The sequence below is a fragment of the Brachymonas sp. J145 genome (genome assembly GCF_036312245.1).
In the GTDB taxonomy this organism is placed as follows: Bacteria; Pseudomonadota; Gammaproteobacteria; order Burkholderiales; family Burkholderiaceae_C; genus Brachymonas; species Brachymonas wangyanguii.
Map to the genome: position 1 here is coordinate 98329 of NZ_JAZDCI010000004.1, position 17067 is coordinate 115395.

The following is a 17067-nucleotide window of genomic DNA, read 5'->3' on the forward strand; positions in this document are numbered from 1 at the left end:
TCTCCGTAGGTATTGTTGTCGGTGGGGCAGGGTGCCGGCACTGGCAAGGGGGCGCGGGGGCACCGCCTTGCCGCTGCCAGGGCAGCGGGGCAGTCCGGCTCAGCGGACTGCCGGGATCAACGATCAGGCGTTGCAGTCTTCAGCGGTACGGGCCTGGATGCCCTTCTCGCTGGCGTACTTGGCAGCGCCTTCCTTGATCAGCGGATCCAGCACGGCGGCATCACCCTGGATCCAGTCGGTCTGGATGTTCCACTTGCTGCCGTCCCAGGTCTGGACGCGGGCCGCGGTAGAACCCATGTGGTCCTGGCAGGTGGTGGCGATCGGGTGGATCATGTCACCGAAGCCCAGCGCTTCCAGCTTGGCCTTGTCCAGGTTCAGGTTCTCCATGCCCCAGCGCACCTGCTCGGCGGTCATGACCTTGCCCTTGCCGAACTTCTCCTGGGCTGCCTTCACGGCTTCAACCGACAGCATCTGGATCGCGACGCCGCGGTTGTACAGCACGGTACCGACTTCGTCACGGCTGGAGGCAGTGCCGTTGTTCTTGTCATAGACGTGCTTCAGGATGTCCTGGATCACCGGATACTGCTGGCCGCTGCCGTTCAGTGCCAGCGCGTTGTAGCCGGCGGCACCCTGGCCCACGTCCTTCACGTCCGGCTCGGCACCGGCCCACCACACGCCATACATCTTGTCGCGCGGGAAGCCGGTGGCTTGCGCTTCCTTCAGGGCGGTGGAGTTCATCACGCCCCAGCCCCACAGCAGCACATAGTCAGGCTTGCTCTGGCGCACTTGCAGCCAGGTGGCCTTCTGTTCCACGCCCGGTGCGGTTACTGGCAGCATCTGCAGTTCGAAGCCGTGCATTTCGGCACGCTTCTGCAGCAGCGGGATCGGCTCCTTGCCGAACGGGCTGTCGTGGTAGACCAGGGCGATCTTCTTGCCCTTCAGCTTGTCCAGGCCGCCTTCCTTCTGGCCCAGGTGCTGGATCAGCACGTCAGCGCCGGTCCAGTAGCTGCCCATGTTGGGGAAGTTCCACTTGAAGTGCGTGCCATCCTGCGACACCGACAGGCCGTAGCCGAAGGTCTGCAGCGGGATCTTGTCGACCGGGGCCTTCTCGGTCAGGGCGAAGGTAATGCCGGTGGATTGCGGGTCGAACATGGCGACGCCGGGCTTGGTCTTCAGGCGCTCGTAGCACTCCACGCCGCGGTCGGTGGCGTAGCCGGTCTCGCACTCCTCGAAGGCAATCTTGACGCCATTGATGCCGCCGTCACGCTCGTTGACCAGCTTCAGGTAGTCCTGCTTGCCGTCAGCCCACGGGATGCCGTTGGGTGCGTAGGGGCCGGTACGGTAGGACAGCAGCGGGAAGAACTGCTTGTCGGCGCTGGCTTCCACGGTGACGGACTTGCCGCCGCCGCCGGTGGCTGCCGGGGCGGCAGCGGTGCCGGCTGCAGCGCCGGAGGCTGCGCCACTGGCAGCAGTACTGGTGCTGGAACCCTTGTCGCCGCAGCCGGCCAGGGCCAGCAGGGCTGCAGCGGCAACGCTCAGCAGGGCGGGGCGGAATTGGAGTGTAGTCATGGGTTTGTCTCCTGGTGTGTTGAAAGTGGAAAAAGTGGGAAATTCAGATTCGGAAAAAGGACAGTCGGATTGGCAATCAGTGCGGGAAGGGCCAGATCCGGAGTTTCTGCTTGGCCATGCTCCACAGCTTGGCCAGGCCATGCGGCTCGACGATCAGGAACCAGACGATCAGCGCGCCGAAGATGGTGAACTCGATGTGCGAGATGGTGGCGGTGGACATGCTCATGCCGAACAGGCCAGCCACGAAGGGCAGGAAGTTGGTCAGGAAGATCGGCATCAGCACGATGAAGGCGGCACCGAAGAAGCTGCCCATGATCGAGCCCATGCCGCCGATGATCACCATGAACAGCAGCTTGAAGGACAGGTCCACGCTGAACGCGCCCGGCTCCCAGGAGCCCAGGTGGATGAAGGCCCACAGCACGCCGGCCATGCCGACAATGAAGGAGCTCACGGCAAAGGCCGACAGCTTGGCGAACATCGGACGGATGCCGATCACCGCAGCAGCCACGTCCATGTCGCGGATCGCCATCCATTCACGGCCGATGGCGCCACGGACCAGGTTCTTCACCAGCACGGCACTGATCACCAGCACGCTCAGCACGAACAGGTAGCGGGCCACCGGCGTATCCAGCGGGATGCCGAACAGGCTCAGGTTGCTGACCGAGACCGAGCCGGACGCCGAGTTGTTGGTCAGCCACTTGATGCGCAGGAACATCCAGTCGCTGAAGAACTGGGCGGCCAGCGTGGCCACTGCCAGGTAGAGGCCTTTCACGCGCAGCGAGGGCAGGCCGAACAGGATGCCGAAGGCCATCGCGCACAGGCCGCCAAACAGCAATGAGATGATCAGCGGCATGCCGTCGACACGTGCCAGCAGGTTGAAGGCACCGTAGGCGCCGACCGCCATGAAGGCACCGGAGCCGAGCGAGATCTGGCCGCAGTAGCCAACCAGCACGTTCACGCCCAGGGCCGCCAGACACATGATCAGCAGCGGGATCAGCACGGCGTTGAACCAGTAGGGGCTGGCAATCGCCGGCACCACGATGAACACCACGGCCAGCAGCGCCAGCATGAAGAAGCGGTCCTGCTTGATCGGCAGCATGGCCTGATCGGCACGGTAGGTGGTCTTGTATTGACCGTTTTCGCGGTAAAGCATGGGAAGTCTCCAGTTTTATCGTTATGGGTTACACGCGATCGATGATCTTTTCACCGAACAGGCCTTGCGGACGGAACAGCAGGAACACCAGCGCCAGCACATAGGCAAACCAGATCTCGATGCCGCCGCCGACCATGGGGCCCAGGTAGACTTCGGACAGCTTCTCGCCGACACCGATGATCAGGCCGCCGATGATGGCGCCGGGCACCGAGGTCAGGCCGCCCAGGATCACCACCGGCAGGGCACGCAGTGCCACGGTGGCCAGCGAGAACTGCACGCCGAGCTTGGAGCCCCAGATCATGCCGGCCACCAGGGCGACGATACCGGCCACGCACCAGACGATGACCCAGATGCGGTTCAGCGGAATGCCGATCGACTGGGCGGCCTGGTGGTCGTCCGCCACGGCGCGCAGGGCACGGCCGGTGGTCGTCTTCTGGAAGAACAGCGTCAGCGCGGCAACCAGCACGGCAGCAATCGCGGCTGCAATCAGGTCTTCACGGTTGATCAGCACGCCGCCTTCGATCAGGCCTTCCATCACCAGCACCGGATCCTTGGGCATGCCGATGTTGATCGAGTAGATCTGGCTACCGAACAGGGTCTGGCCGACGCCTTCCAGCAGGTAGGTGATACCCAGCGTGGCCATCAGCAGCGTGGCACCGTCCTGGTTCACCAGGTGGCGCAGCACCAGGCGCTCGATCAGCCAGGCCACCACGAACATGATGAGCGCGGCGCCGATGAAGGCGATCAGGTTGGCGGCAATCATGTTGCTGATGCCGAGGTACTGCGGAATCCATTCGGCCAGGCGCGCCATCGCCAGTGCGGCGAACAGCACCATGGCACCCTGGGCAAAGTTGAACACGCCGCTGGCCTTGAAGATCAGCACGAAGCCGAGCGCGACCAGCGAATACAGCATGCCGGTCATCAGGCCGCCGAGAAGGGTTTCGAGGAAAAATCCCATGTTGTTGTCTCCTTGCGTGGTCGCCGGTTCAGTGGCTGGAGCCCAGATAGGCCCGGATCACGTCTTCGTTGTTGCGCACTTCTTCGGGGCTGCCGTCACCGATCTTCTTGCCGTAGTCCAGCACCACGACGCGGTCGGAAATGTCCATCACCACGCCCATGTCGTGCTCAATCAGCACGATGGTGGTGCCGAATTCCTCGTTCACGTCCAGGATGAAGCGGCTCATGTCCTGCTTTTCCTCGACGTTCATGCCGGCCATCGGTTCGTCCAGCAGCAGCACCTGCGGCTCCATCGCCAGTGCGCGGCCCAGGTCGACGCGCTTCTGCAGGCCGTAGGGCAGGGTGCCGACCGGCGTCTTGCGGAAGGCCTGGATTTCCAGGAAGTCGATGATGCGTTCCACGTATTCGCGGTGGCGGATCTCTTCGCGCTCAGCCGGACCGAAGCGCAGCGCCTGCAGGAAGATGTTGCTCTTGATCTTCAGGTTGCGGCCGGACATGATGTTGTCGAGCACGCTCATGCCCTTGAACAGGGCCAGGTTCTGGAAGGTACGGGCCACGCCCATCTCGGCCACCTGGCGGCTGTTCATGTGGTCAAAGGTCTTGCCACGGAAGGTGATGGAACCTTCGGTCGGGGTGTAGACGCCGTTGATGCAGTTCAGCATCGAGCTCTTGCCGGCGCCGTTGGGGCCGATGATGGCGCGGATCTCGTGCTCCTGCACGTTGAAGGAGATGTCGGTCAGTGCCTTCACGCCGCCAAAGCGCAGGCTGATGTTCTTGATGTCAAGAATGACGTCGCCGATTTTTTTCGTAGTCATGTTGCGGTCTTCCGTCGGTCGTGATCAGGCCGCGGCCTGGGTGGCAGGGAAGGTCTTGGCGTCGGCGAGCTTCAGCGTGGCGCTGACCTTGCCGGTGCGGCCATCGTCGAACTTCACCTGGGTCTCGATGAACTGCTCGGACTTGCCCTCGTACAGCGCGTCCACCAGCACCTTGTATTTGTCGGAGATGAAGCCGCGGCGCACCTTGCGGGTACGGGTCAGCTCGTCGTCGTCCGGATCCAGCTCCTTGTGCAGCACCAGGAAGCGGGCGATCTGGGTATCGGCCATGCCGGCTTCGCGCGCCAGGTCGGCGTTGACCTTCTCGACGCACTCGCGCACCATCTCCAGCACCTGCGGCTTGGCGGCCAGATCGACATAACCGCCATAGGGCAGGTTCTGGCGCTCGGCCCAGTTGCCGACGGCTTCGTAATCGATGTTGATGAAGGCCATCACGCTGTCGCGGTCGTGGCCGAAGCAGACGGCTTCCTTGATCTGCGGGAAGAACTTGAGCTTGTTCTCGATGTAGTTGGGTGCGAACATGGCGCCGCTGGCCAGCTTGCCCACGTCCTTGGCACGGTCGATGATGCGCAGCTGGCCATCGCTGTCGATGACGCCGGCATCGCCAGTCTTGAAGTAACCGTTCTCGTCGATCACCTCGGCGGTGGCGTCGGGGCGCTTGTAGTACTCCTTGAGCACCGACACGCCCTTGACCAGCACCTCGCCGTTATCGGCAATCTTCAGCTCGATGCCGGGAGCGGCCTCGCCCACGGTGTTGAGCTTGACGCGGCCGTTCTGCTGCAGGCAGACATAGGCGCAGGTCTCGGTCTGGCCGTAGAGCTGCTTGAGGTTGACGCCGATGGAGCGGAAGAAGCGGAAGAGGTCCGGGCCGATGGCGGCACCGGCGGTGTAGGCGACGCGGATGCGGCTCAGGCCCATCACGTTCTTCAGCGGACCGTAGACAAACCAGTTGCCCAGCGCATACTTGATGCGGTCGCCGGTGCCCACGCTCTTGCCGTCCAGGATGTCGGAGCCGACGCGCTGCGCCACGTTCATGGCGGCCTTGTACATCTTCTGCTTGAGCTTGCTGGCGTCTTCCATGCGGATCGAGACCGAAGTCAGCATGCCTTCGAACACGCGCGGCGGCGCGAAGTAGTAGCTTGGGCCGATTTCGCGCATGTCGATGCTCAGCGTTTCGGCCGATTCCGGGCAGTTGATGGTGAAGCCGGCCACCAGCCACTGCGCAATCGAGAACAGGTGGTCACCCACCCAGGCCGGCGGCAGGTAGCAGATCATGTTGTCGCCGGGGTTCAGGCCGTCGACCTGCTGGCCACCGCGCGCGGAACCGATGAAGCTGGCATGCGTCTGGCACACGCCCTTGGGCTTGCCGGTGGTGCCGGAGGTGTACAGGATCACCGACACGTCATCGGGCTGGATCTGGTCTACCGACTGCTGGTAGAAGCCGGGATGCTGCTGCTCGTAGGCGCGGCCCAGTTCGAACAGCTCGTCCACGCTGATCAGGCCCGGCTCGCTGTAGTTGCGCATGCCGCGCGGATCGTCATAGATGATGTGTGAGATGCCGGGCATGGTTTCGCGCAGCTCCAGCATCTTGTCGACCTGCTCCTGGTCTTCGGCAAACACGAAGTGGATGTCTGCATCGCCTAGCACGAAAGCCATTTCAGTGGCTACCGCATCCTGGTACATCGGCACCGGGATGCCGCGCAGGCTCTGCACCGCCAGGAAGGTCAGGTACAGGTGCGGCCGGTTGTTGCCGACGATGGCCATGTTGTGGCCGGCCTGGAAGCCCAGGCTGGCCAGGCCACCGGCCATCCAGCGCACCTCGTCGGCAGCGCGCTGCCAGCTCCAGGTCTGCCAGATGCCATATTCTTTTTCCCGCAGGGCGTGGGCCTGGGGGCGCTGGCTTGCATGCTCCAGCAGCAATCGGGGGAAGGTCATGGTCATGCGCTTGCCTCGTTGTCTCCGTGTGTTTGTAGAAGTCCGTTGCGTCAGTAACAAGTCGCTACGGGCTAAATGTCTTTGGCGAATGTTATCGGTGACTTTGTTGTTTGAGTGTCTTTTTGTTGACAATCTAGGGCAATCCCTCTGTGGGAATAACCCTGATGGCGGGGAGGGCTGTTGTTTTGCTACCGTGTCACATTGCTGCTAAAACAGCATCCTGTTGACAATTTTCCAGTCTCCCCTTTTTGGCCTGTAGCCAGCATGTACGCCCCATCTTCCGCCCCGTCAGTCGCTTCCACTGCTTCCAGCGTGCCGCCCCTGCTGGAGCGGCACCGTTTTGCCACGCATGAAGAGTTGCAGGACATCACCTGGTGGCGGCTGCTGGAACCGGAGCACCAGCTGCGCGTGGCGCAGGACATGCGTGTCGGGCAGGCGCATGCCGGCGAGCTGGTCTGCCGTACCGGGCGCGCGCCAACCTACTGGTTTGGCCTGCTCGAAGGTCTGCTCAAGATGAGCAATGACGGCTCGCAAGGGCAGACCATCACCTTCTCCGGCCTGGCGCCGGGCGGCTGGTTTGGCGAGGGCACGCTGATCAAGCGTGAGCCCTATCGCTACAACATCCAGGCCTTGCGCAATAGCACGGTGGCAGTGCTGCCGATCGAGACCTTCCACTGGCTGCTGGACCACTCGATTGCCTTCAACCGCTTCATCATGCGGCAACTCAATGAGCGCCTCGGCCAGTTCATCGCCGCGCGCGAGGTGGAACGGCTGGACAGTCCGGATGTGCGCGTGGCGCGCAACCTCGCGGCGCTGTTCAACCCGGTGCTGTTCCCGACGGTGGCGGACAAGATGCTGCGCATCACGCAGCAGGAGCTGGCCTATCTGGTAGGCCTGTCACGCCAGCGCGTGAACGAGGCGCTGCGCGTGCTGGCGGCGCATGGCGCGATCCGGGTTGGCTATGGCGGCTTGCTGGTGTCGGATCTGGAGTTGTTGCGGCGCGGAACCTTCGAGGCGGAATAGCCAGCAGCGGGCCGGCGCGCGATAATGCCGCATGACCGATTCCAAGCCGCCCTCCCGTCCCGTCCTGCACCGTCCGGCCAAGTCTAAACCTGCTGATACGCCCGCCCAGCCGGCCCCGTCCGGTGGCATGCGCAGCAAGGGCTACCGCTCGCACGGCGCCGCCGCCGCACTGCGGCCGCCGGCACCGCGTGCCAATGTCTGGCGCAGTGACGATCCTTCTGCACTGAAAGGGGAGGGCAAGCCGGTGCTGCGCAGCGCCGGCATGAAACGCCACGAGGGTGCCGCCCCGACCGATGGCCAGGGTCGTCCGATGCCGCGCCAGCTGGATCGCCCGCCGCAGCGCCGCCGCCCGGAAGATGGCAGGCCAGAACGTGACGAGCATCCGCGTCGTGCCTGGCGCGATGACCCGGATCGCCCGCCGCGCGCGCGTCGCCGTGACGATGCCGATTCGCGTGCGCCGCAACGCAACCGCCAGGAGCGGCCACAAGAGCGCCCGCAAGACCGCTGGCGCGATGCCGACGGTGCAGGGCGCTATCGTGACCGCGATGCAGCTTCCGCGCAACCGCCACGTGAACGCCGCGCTCCGCTGGCGCCCGCCGTACCCACCGACCGCCTGCCGGCCGATGCCGCCCCGGTGCGTGCGCGCCCGGCTGCTGCGCCCAGCTTGACCACCGGCATCCGCCTCAACAAGCGCATGGCCGAGCTTGGCCTGTGCTCGCGCCGCGAGGCCGATGAATGGATCGCGCAAGGTTGGGTGCTGGTGAATGGCGAAGCAGCCGAAACCGGCCAGCGCGTCCGTATCGAGGACGAAATCCGCGTGCAGAAGGCGGCGCGTGGCCAGCAGGAGCAGCGCGTCACCATCCTGATCCACAAGCCGGTTGGCTATGTCAGCGGCCAGCCCGAAGACGGCTACCAGAGCGCCGCCAGCCTGATCCGCGCCGCCAGCCGCTGGCAGGACTGCCAGGTGCGCCAGCGCTTCCAGCCGCAGCAGCTGCGCGGCCTGGCGCCGGCAGGTCGACTCGACATCGATTCCACCGGCCTGCTGGTGCTGACGCAGGACGGCCGCGTGGCGCGCCAGCTGATCGGCGAGGACAGCACCACCGACAAGGAATACCTGGTGCGCGTCGAATACCAGTCGCCGCGTGGCATCGTCAGTCAGGACGTGCAGTCGGTGTTCCCGGCGGACCAGCTCGCGCTGCTGCGCCATGGCCTGAGCCTGGACGGCGTGCCGCTACAGCCGGCGCAGGTGGACTGGCAAAACCTGGAGCAGTTGCGCTTCGTGCTGGTCGAAGGCAAGAAGCGCCAGATCCGCCGCATGTGCGAAGCGGTCGGTCTGAAAGTGGTCGGCCTCAAGCGCGTGCGCATCGGCCAGGTGGTGCTCGGCAAGCTGCCGGTCGGGCAGTGGCGCTACCTCGGTCCGCACGAACAGTTCTGACCCGCTGGCAGACAGGGATTAACCCGGCTCTTCGCAAGAAAGCCGGGTTTTTTTGTGTCGTACATGGTAGTGTGTATGTTCAGGACAGGCCCTTGCCAACTGTCTCTGAAGTGTCACCGAATCAACACTTGGCAACACGATTCTGAGTCACGTATAGGGGAAACCACTAATTTGACTTGGATCAAACGTGATACATTTCATCTTCGAAATGCAGATTGCCTGTAGCACGTTGTCGTTTTGGCGTGTCATGTGGCCTCTGCTCTCCCCACTTACCCCCAAGTTCTGGAGCTAGCACATGTCTCATCCCCTGTTCGAAAAGCACCGCGCTACCCTGGATGGCGCCCTCAACGCCATCGCCACGCGCGGCTACTGGTCGCCCTATCCCGAGATGCCGAGCCCCAAGCTCTACGGCGAAACCGCTGCCGCTGATGGCAAGGCCGCCTTCGAGGCGCATCTGGGCAAGCAGTTCGAACTGGATCAGCCGGGCCAGACTGGCTGGGGTGGCAACGAAGCCTCTCCCTACGGCATCGAGATGAACATCAAGTACCCGGTGTGCGACCACGAGGCACTGATCGCTGCCGGTCTGGACGCCATGAAGGGCTGGCAGGCCGTGGGCGCCGAAGGCCGCATGGGCATCTGCGTCGAAATCCTGGATCGTCTGCACAAGCAGGCCTTTGAAATGGGCCACGCCGTCATGATGACCACCGGCCAGGGCTGGATGATGGCCTTCCAGGCCGGTTCCGCCCACGCGCTGGACCGTGGCCTTGAGGCCGTGGCCTACGCCTGGCGCGAGCAGAGCTTCGTGCCAACCACCGCCCACTGGGAAAAGCCGCAGGGCAAGAACCCGGCGCTGGTGATGAAGAAGCACTTCGAGATCGTCGGCCGCGGTATCGGCCTGGTGATCGGTTGCGGCACCTTCCCGACCTGGAACACCTACCCCGGCCTGTTCGCTGCGCTGTCTACCGGCAACGCCGTGATCGTCAAGCCGCACAGCAACGGCATCCTGCCGGCTGCCATCACCGTGCGTACCATCCGCGCCGTGCTGGCCGAGAACGGTATCGACCCCAACCTGGTGACCCTGTGCGTCGCTGAAAAGCGCAGCGTGACCCAGGCTCTGTCCCAGCACGAGTCCGTCAAGTCGATTGACTTCACCGGCAGCAACGTGTTTGGCGAGTGGCTGATCGACAACTGCCGCCAGGCGCAGGTCTACGCCGAGCTGGCTGGCGTGAACAACGTGGTGATCGAGTCCACTGACAACTACAAGGCGATGCTGAACAACCTGGCCTTCACCCTGTCGCTGTACTCCGGCCAGATGTGCACCACTACCCAGGCCGTGATCGTGCCGGCAGAAGGCATCGAGACCGACCAGGGCCACAAGAGCTACGACGAAGTCTGCGCCGACCTGGGTGCTTCCATCGAGCGCTTCCTGGGCAAGCCCGAAGTCGCCCACGCCGTGCTGGGCGCGATGCAGTCCACGGCTACGGCCGAGCGTGTCGACCTGGCCAACAGCGGTCAGCTGGGCAAGGTCGTGCTGGCCTCCAAGAAGCTGGACAACCCCGATTTCCCGAACGCCGACGTGCGCACCCCGGTGCTGCTGGCGGTCGATGCTGCCGACGAAGCCGCCTACATGGAAGAGCGCTTTGGCCCGATCAGCTTTGTCGTCAAGGCCGACAGCGCCGCTGGCGCGCTGGCCCTGTCCGAGCGCATCGTCAAGACGCACGGCTCACTGACCGTGGGTGTCTACTCCACCAAGCAGGACTACCTGGACGCCATGACCGAAGCCACCTGGCGCGGCAAGGTCGCCCTGTCGATCAACCTACTGGGCGGCGTGTTCGTGAACCAGTCTTCCGCTTTCTCCGACTACCACGGCACTGGTGGCAACCCGTCTGCCAACGCCTCCTATGCGGATTCCGCCTTCGTGGCCAACCGCTTCCGCGTGGTGCAGCGCCGCTACCACGTCTGAGGAGTCCGGCATGACGTTTGAAACCATCACGCTGGACATCCAGCAGGGCGTGGCGCGACTGGCGCTGAATCGCCCGGACAAGATGAACAGCTTCAACGGCACCATGCACGACGAGCTGCGCGCTGCGCTGCAACAGGTGCAGGACGACGCCAGCGTGCGCGTGCTGGTGCTGACCGGCAATGGCCGTGGCTTCTGTGCTGGCCAGGACCTGGCCGATGCCGAAGTGCGCTTCGTGCCCGGCGAAGGCACGCCGCCCGACCTGGGTGACGTGGTGGAACGCCGCTACAAGCCGCTGGTGATGCAACTGGCCAGCCTGCGCGTGCCGACCATCGCCGCCGTCAACGGCATCGCCGCCGGTGCCGGCGCCAGCCTGGCGCTGGTGTGCGACATGGTGGTGGCCACCGAATCGGCCGCCTTCATGCTGCCGTTCGCCAAGATCGGCCTGATTCCCGATACCGCCTGCTCCTGGATCGTGCCGCAGCGCCTGGGCTTTGCCCGCGCCATGGGCCTGGCCATGACCGGCGAAAAGCTGCCGGCCACCAAGGCCGCCGAGTGGGGCCTGATCTGGGAAGCCGTGCCGAACGACGACTTCGCTGCCCGCATCGACGCCCTGGCTGCCCAGCTGGCCGCCATGCCGACCAAGGCCCTGGTGCGCACGCGCCAGGCCATGCTGACTGCCTCCAGCCACACGCTGGAACAGCACCTGACGCTGGAAGGCATGCTGATGCGTGAAATGGGCCGCAGCGCCGACTATGTGGAAGGCGTGTCTGCCTTCCTGGAAAAACGCGCACCGCGCTTTACCGGAGCCTGAACATGAGTCAAGCATTGCCCACCAGCCGTGTGGTTGCCGTGATTGGTGCTGGTGCCATGGGCGCCGGCATTGCCCAGGTCGCCGCCCAGGCTGGCCACACCGTGCGTCTGCTGGATGCCCGTGAAGGTGCCGCCGAACAGGCGATTGCCAACATCCGCAAGATGTTCGACAAGCTGGCCGAGAAAGGCCGCATGAGCGCCGAAGAGGCCGAAGCCGCCGGCGCACGCCTGCTGCCGGCCGCCAGCAACCAGGAATTTGCCGATGCCGCCCTGGTGATCGAAGCCATCGTCGAGAACCTGGACGTCAAGCGCAAGCTGTTTGCCGAACTGGAAGACATCGTCGCTGCAGACGCGATCCTGGCCACCAACACCTCCTCGATCTCCGTCACCGCCATCGGCGCGGCGCTGAAGCGTCCGCAGCAGCTGGTCGGCATGCACTTCTTCAACCCGGCTCCGCTGATGAAGCTGGTTGAAGTCGTCTCCGGCCTGGCTACCGACCGCCAGGTGGCCGAGATCATCTATGACACTTCCGCTGCCTGGGGCAAGACCCCGGTGCACGCCAAGTCCACGCCCGGCTTCATCGTCAACCGCGTGGCGCGTCCCTACTACGCCGAAAGCCTGCGTCTGGCAGGCGAGGGTGCGGCCGATATCGCCACGCTGGACGCGATCCTGCGCGAGGCTGGCAGCTTCCGCATGGGCCCGTTCGAGCTGATGGACATGATCGGCCACGACGTGAACTTTGCCGTGACCAAGTCGGTCTGGAACGCCTTCTACAACGACCAGCGCTTCCTGCCCTCGCTGATGCAGCAGGATCTGGTGGATGCCGGTTTCCTGGGCCGCAAGACCGGCCGTGGTTTCTACGACTACGCGGAAGGCGCCGAGAAGCCGCAACCGCAAACCGCTGCCGCCGTGGCCGCACCGGCCAACATCGTGCTGCATGGCGACTGCCCGCTGGCACAGGCACTGGCCAGCCGTCTGCAACAGGCGGGCGTGGCCTTCACGCAGCAGCCGGCGCAGGCCGATGGCCGCGTGGCGCAGATTGGCGACACCGTGCTCTGCCTGACCGATGGCCGCACGGCCACCCAGCGCGCCCATGCCTTGGGCTGCAACAACCTGGTGCTGGTGGACCTGGCGCTGGACTACACCAAGGCCACGCGCCTGGCCATTGCCGCCGCTCTGCAGGCCGATGCTGCTGCCACCGAGGCCGTGACCGGCCTGCTGCAGGCTGCCGGCTACGCCGTGTCCGTGCTGCGTGACGTGCCCGGCCTGGCCGTGATGCGTACCGTCGCCATGCTGGCCAACGAAGCGGCCGATGCCGTCAATACCGGCGTCTGCGATGTCGAGAGCACCAACGTGGCCATGCAACTGGGCGTGAACTACCCGCGCGGCCCGCTGGCCTGGGCGCAAGACGTCGGCCTGGCGCATGTGCGTGACGTGCTGGCTAACCTGGCCGCGTTCTACGGCGAAGACCGCTATCGCGTCTCGCCCTGGATCCAGCAGACCGTACTGGCAGGAGGCAAGCAGCATGGATAAGCAACCCGAACTGACGCCGCAGGAAGCCCAAGCACTGGCCACGGCGGCTGCCGATGCCATGTGGCAACGCGATGCCACCGCCCACGCCCTCGGCATGGAGCGCATCGAGGTCACGCCCGGCAAGGCCACGCTGCGCATGCGCGTGCGTCCGGACATGGCCAACGGCCACCACATTGCGCACGGCGGCATGATTTTCACACTGGCCGACACCGCGTTTGCCTACGCCTGCAACAGCTACAACCTGAATACGGTGGCTTCGGCCTGCCATATCGATTTTCTGGCGCCGGCGCGCGAGGGCGACCTGCTCGAAGCGCGCGGCGAGGAGCGCTCCGCTTCCGGCCGTACTGGCGTCTATGACGTCACGGTCAGCGTGGTCGGTGGCCCGGTCGTGGCCCTGTTCCGCGGCAAGAGCTATCGCATCCGTGGCGAAGTGACCACCAGCTTCACTGACGCGGCCTGAGCAGTCGCACTTTTCTCCCACAACAGACAATCTGGAGACATCCATGAAACATCAACCCGCAACCAACGGCAAGGGCCTGCACGCGATCGAATCGGCCAGCCGTGATGAAATCTCTGCGCTGCAGCTCGAGCGCCTGAAGTGGTCGGTGCGCCACGCCTACGACAACGTGGCTCCCTACCGCGCCAAGTGTGAAGAGAAGGGCGTGCACCCGGATGACCTGAAGACGCTGTCCGATCTGTCGAAATTCCCCTTCATGACGAAGATCGACCTGCGCGACAACTACCCGTTTGGCCTGCTGGCCGTGCCGCGCGAGAAAGTGGCACGCGTGCACGCGTCCAGCGGCACCACCGGCAAGTCGGTGGTGGTGGGCTATACCGCCAACGACCTGGACAACTGGGCCGACCTGATTGCCCGCTCCCTGTACGGCGCCGGCGTGCGCCCGGGCGACATGGTGCAGAACTCCTACGGCTACGGCATGTTCACCGGCGGTCTGGGTGCCCACTACGGCATCGAGCGCCTGGGTTGTACTGTGGTGCCGATGTCCGGTGGCCAGACCGAGAAGCAGGTCGCGCAGATCCTGGACTTCAAGCCGGACGCCATCATGGTGACGCCGTCCTACTCGCTGGTCGTGGCCGAGGAATTCGAGCGCCTGGGCATCGATCCCAAGGACATCTCCCTGCGCGTCGGCGTGTTTGGTGCCGAGCCTTGGGGCGAAGGCATGCGTGGCGAAATCGAGCGCAAGCTGGGCATTGACGCCATCGACATCTATGGCCTGACCGAAGTCATGGGCCCGGGCGTCGCCTGCGAGTGCGTGGAAACCAAGGACGGCCCGGTGATCTGGGAAGACCACTTCTACCCCGAAATCATCGATCCGGAAACCGGCGAAGTGCTGCCCGACGGCAGCGAAGGCGAGCTGGTGTTCACTTCCCTGACCAAGGAAGCGTTCCCGGTGATCCGCTACCGCACGCGTGACCTGACCAGCCTGCAGCCGCCGACGTCCCGCTCCTTCCGCCGCATCGGCAAGATCGGCGCGCGTACCGACGACATGCTGATCGTGCGTGGCGTGAACATGTTCCCGAGCCAGGTGGAAGAGCAGATCCTGCGCGACAAGCGTCTGGCTGGCGTCTACCAGATCCACCTGAACCGTACCGGTCACATGGACAACGTGGAAGTCCACTGCGAACTGCAGCGCGAGTTCTCCGGCCACCTGAGCCCGAACGAAGTGGCGGCCATCGCCAAGGAACTGACGCACCACATCAAGACCAACATCGGCATTTCCACCAAGGTGATCGTGGTCGATTTCGACACGCTGCCGCGCACCATGACCGGCAAGGCCCGTCGTGTGTTCGACAACCGTCCGAAGCAACTGTAAGGAGTTCCCGACATGAACCAGGCTTTTATCTGTGATGCCATCCGTACGCCCATCGGCCGTTACGGCGGTGCCCTGTCCAGCGTCCGTGCCGACGATCTGGGTGCCCTGCCGATCAAGGCGCTGATGGAGCGCAACCCCCAGGTCGAATGGAATCTGGTGGATGACATCATCTATGGCTGTGCCAACCAGGCCGGCGAAGACAACCGCAACGTGGCCCGCATGAGCGGCCTGCTGGCCGGCCTGCCGGTCGATGTGCCCGGTACCACCGTGAACCGCCTGTGCGGTTCCGGCATGGACGCCGTGGGTCTGGCTGCGCGTTCCATCAAGGCCGGCGAAGCCGAGCTGATGATCGCCGGTGGCGTGGAAAGCATGAGCCGCGCGCCTTTCGTCATGCCCAAGGCCGAATCCGCCTTCAGCCGCAGCAACAGCGTGCAGGACACGACGATCGGCTGGCGCTTCATCAACCCGGTGATGAAGCAGCTGTACGAGACGCACTCCATGCCGCAGACGGCCGACAACGTGGCGGCCGATTTCGGCATCAGCCGCGCCGACCAGGATGCGCTGGCACTGCGCTCGCAGCAGCGCTGGGCCGCAGCCAACGCCGCCGGCCGCTTTGCCGACGAGCTGATCAGCGTTACCATTCCCAAGAAGAAGGGTGATCCGGTCATCTTCACGACCGACGAGCATCCGCGCCCGGAAACCACGATCGAGCAGCTGGCCAAGCTGAAGGGCGTGAACGGTCCCGACCTGACCGTGACCGCAGGCAACGCCTCTGGCGTCAACGACGGCGCCTGTGCGCTGCTGGTGGCTTCCGAGCAGGCGGCTGGCAAGTACGGCCTGAAGCCGATCGCCCGCGTCGTCGGCATGGCCACGGCTGGCCTGGCGCCGCGCATCATGGGCTTTGGCCCGGCTCCGGCCGTGCGCAAGGTGCTGGCCCAGACCGGCCTGACCCTGGCGCAGATGGACGTGATCGAGCTGAACGAAGCCTTTGCCGCACAGGCACTGGCAGTGGTGCGCGATCTGGGCCTGGCCGATGACGCCGAGCACGTGAACCCGAATGGCGGTGCCATCGCCATGGGTCACCCGCTGGGTGCCAGCGGTGCGCGTCTGGTGACGACCGCAGCCTACGAGCTGAAGCGTCGCGGCGGCCGCTACGCGCTGTGCACCATGTGCATTGGCGTTGGTCAGGGCATTGCCATGGTCATCGAGAGCGTCTGAGCCGGAGTGTCCGCATGAGCAAGTACACGACCCTGAGCATCGAGCGCGACGGCGCGGTCGCCACCGTGTGGATGGACCGCCCCGATGTGTTCAACGCGTTTGACGAGCAGCTGATTGCCGAACTGGATCAGGCGTTTGCCGAGCTGGATCAGGACGACAGCGTGCGCGTGGTGGTGCTGGGCGGCAAGGGCAAGCATTTCTCTGCCGGCGCCGACCTGAACTGGATGAAGCGTGCCTCCACCTTCACCGAGGAAGAGAACCGCGCCGATGCCCTGCGTTTTGCCGGCATGCTGCGCCGCATGGCCACCATGTCCAAGCCGACCGTAGCCCGCGTCCAGGGTGCAGCCCTGGGTGGCGGCACCGGCCTGGCCGCCGCCTGCGATATCGCGGTGGCCAGCGATGACGCGAGCTTCGCGACCTCCGAAGTGAAGTTCGGCATCATCCCGGCGGTGATCAGCCCCTATGTGCTGCGTGCCATCGGCCCGCGCCAGTCGCTGCGTTACTTCCAGAGTGCCGAGCGCTTCAGCGCGGAGCGCGCCCAGCTGATCGGCCTGGTGCACGAAGTGTGCGCCCGTGATGATCTGGATGCCACGGTGAAGGCCGTGGTCGAACCGCTGCTCACCGGCGGCCCTGGTGCCCAGCAGGCGGCCAAGGACCTGGTGGCAGCGATCCACGGCCTGCCGATTGGCGAAGCCGCTGGAGAAGAGACTGCCCGGCGCATTGCGCGCCAGCGTGCGACCCCCGAAGCCCGCGAGGGAATCGGGGCATTCCTGGAGAAGCGCAAGCCATCCTGGCTTGCCTGAGGC

At 64.8% G+C, this 17067-nt stretch carries 13 protein-coding genes and 1 pseudogene; 9 read left to right on the top strand and 5 right to left on the bottom strand.

Annotation, left to right across the window (positions count from 1 at the left end):
* Positions 1–123: 123 nt before the first annotated feature.
* The 5 genes from V1261_RS05695 to V1261_RS05715 form a co-directional block, all read right to left on the bottom strand.
* Positions 124–1569 (bottom strand): ABC transporter substrate-binding protein, encoded by a 1446-nt coding sequence (locus tag V1261_RS05695; RefSeq protein ID WP_329770657.1) that lies wholly within the window; start codon positions 1567–1569, stop codon positions 124–126.
* A 76-nt stretch (positions 1570–1645) separates the two neighbouring features.
* On the bottom strand, positions 1646–2722 hold the full coding sequence (locus tag V1261_RS05700) for a branched-chain amino acid ABC transporter permease (RefSeq protein WP_329770658.1): 1077 nt from the start codon (positions 2720–2722) through the stop codon (positions 1646–1648).
* Between the two features lie 28 nt (positions 2723–2750).
* On the bottom strand, positions 2751–3680 hold the full coding sequence (locus V1261_RS05705) for a branched-chain amino acid ABC transporter permease (RefSeq protein ID WP_329770659.1): 930 nt from the start codon (positions 3678–3680) through the stop codon (positions 2751–2753).
* Between the two features lie 28 nt (positions 3681–3708).
* Positions 3709–4494: an ABC transporter ATP-binding protein gene (locus V1261_RS05710; protein ID WP_329770660.1), complete on the bottom strand. Its 786-nt coding sequence runs from the start codon at positions 4492–4494 to the stop codon at positions 3709–3711.
* Between the two features lie 24 nt (positions 4495–4518).
* Positions 4519–6453 carry an AMP-dependent synthetase/ligase gene (locus V1261_RS05715; RefSeq protein WP_329770661.1) on the bottom strand — a complete coding sequence of 645 codons (1935 nt, stop codon included), beginning with the start codon at positions 6451–6453 and terminating at the stop codon, positions 4519–4521.
* Between the two features lie 258 nt (positions 6454–6711).
* Here V1261_RS05715 and V1261_RS05720 point away from each other — a divergent pair, with 258 nt between their 5' ends.
* From V1261_RS05720 to V1261_RS05760, 9 genes and pseudogenes are all read left to right on the top strand, one after another.
* Positions 6712–7470 (top strand): Crp/Fnr family transcriptional regulator, encoded by a 759-nt coding sequence (locus V1261_RS05720; protein WP_329770662.1) that lies wholly within the window; start codon positions 6712–6714, stop codon positions 7468–7470.
* 451 nt (positions 7471–7921) lie between these two features.
* A pseudogene (locus V1261_RS05725) lies at positions 7922–8905 on the top strand (pseudouridine synthase); the annotation flags it as partial.
* A gap of 295 nt (positions 8906–9200) precedes the next feature.
* Entirely contained in the window at positions 9201–10868 is a 1668-nt protein-coding gene (gene paaN, locus V1261_RS05730; RefSeq protein ID WP_329770663.1) for a phenylacetic acid degradation protein PaaN, read from the top strand.
* A gap of 10 nt (positions 10869–10878) precedes the next feature.
* Entirely contained in the window at positions 10879–11679 is an 801-nt protein-coding gene (locus tag V1261_RS05735; protein ID WP_329770664.1) for an enoyl-CoA hydratase-related protein, read from the top strand.
* Positions 11680–11681: 2 nt separating this feature from the next.
* Complete coding sequence (gene paaH, locus V1261_RS05740) at positions 11682–13211, top strand: 3-hydroxyacyl-CoA dehydrogenase PaaH (protein WP_329770665.1); 1530 nt, start codon at positions 11682–11684, stop codon at positions 13209–13211.
* Positions 13204–13671: a hydroxyphenylacetyl-CoA thioesterase PaaI gene (gene paaI, locus V1261_RS05745; RefSeq protein ID WP_329770666.1), complete on the top strand. Its 468-nt coding sequence runs from the start codon at positions 13204–13206 to the stop codon at positions 13669–13671. The genes paaH and paaI overlap by 8 nt, the downstream gene beginning before the upstream one ends.
* Before the next feature lie 43 nt (positions 13672–13714).
* Positions 13715–15043 carry a phenylacetate--CoA ligase PaaK gene (gene paaK, locus V1261_RS05750; protein WP_329770667.1) on the top strand — a complete coding sequence of 443 codons (1329 nt, stop codon included), beginning with the start codon at positions 13715–13717 and terminating at the stop codon, positions 15041–15043.
* A gap of 12 nt (positions 15044–15055) precedes the next feature.
* A complete protein-coding gene (gene pcaF, locus V1261_RS05755) occupies positions 15056–16261 on the top strand; it encodes a 3-oxoadipyl-CoA thiolase (protein ID WP_329770668.1) in 1206 nt (401 codons plus the stop codon).
* Positions 16262–16275: 14 nt separating this feature from the next.
* Entirely contained in the window at positions 16276–17064 is a 789-nt protein-coding gene (locus V1261_RS05760; RefSeq protein ID WP_329770669.1) for an enoyl-CoA hydratase/isomerase family protein, read from the top strand.
* Positions 17065–17067 lie beyond the last annotated feature (3 nt).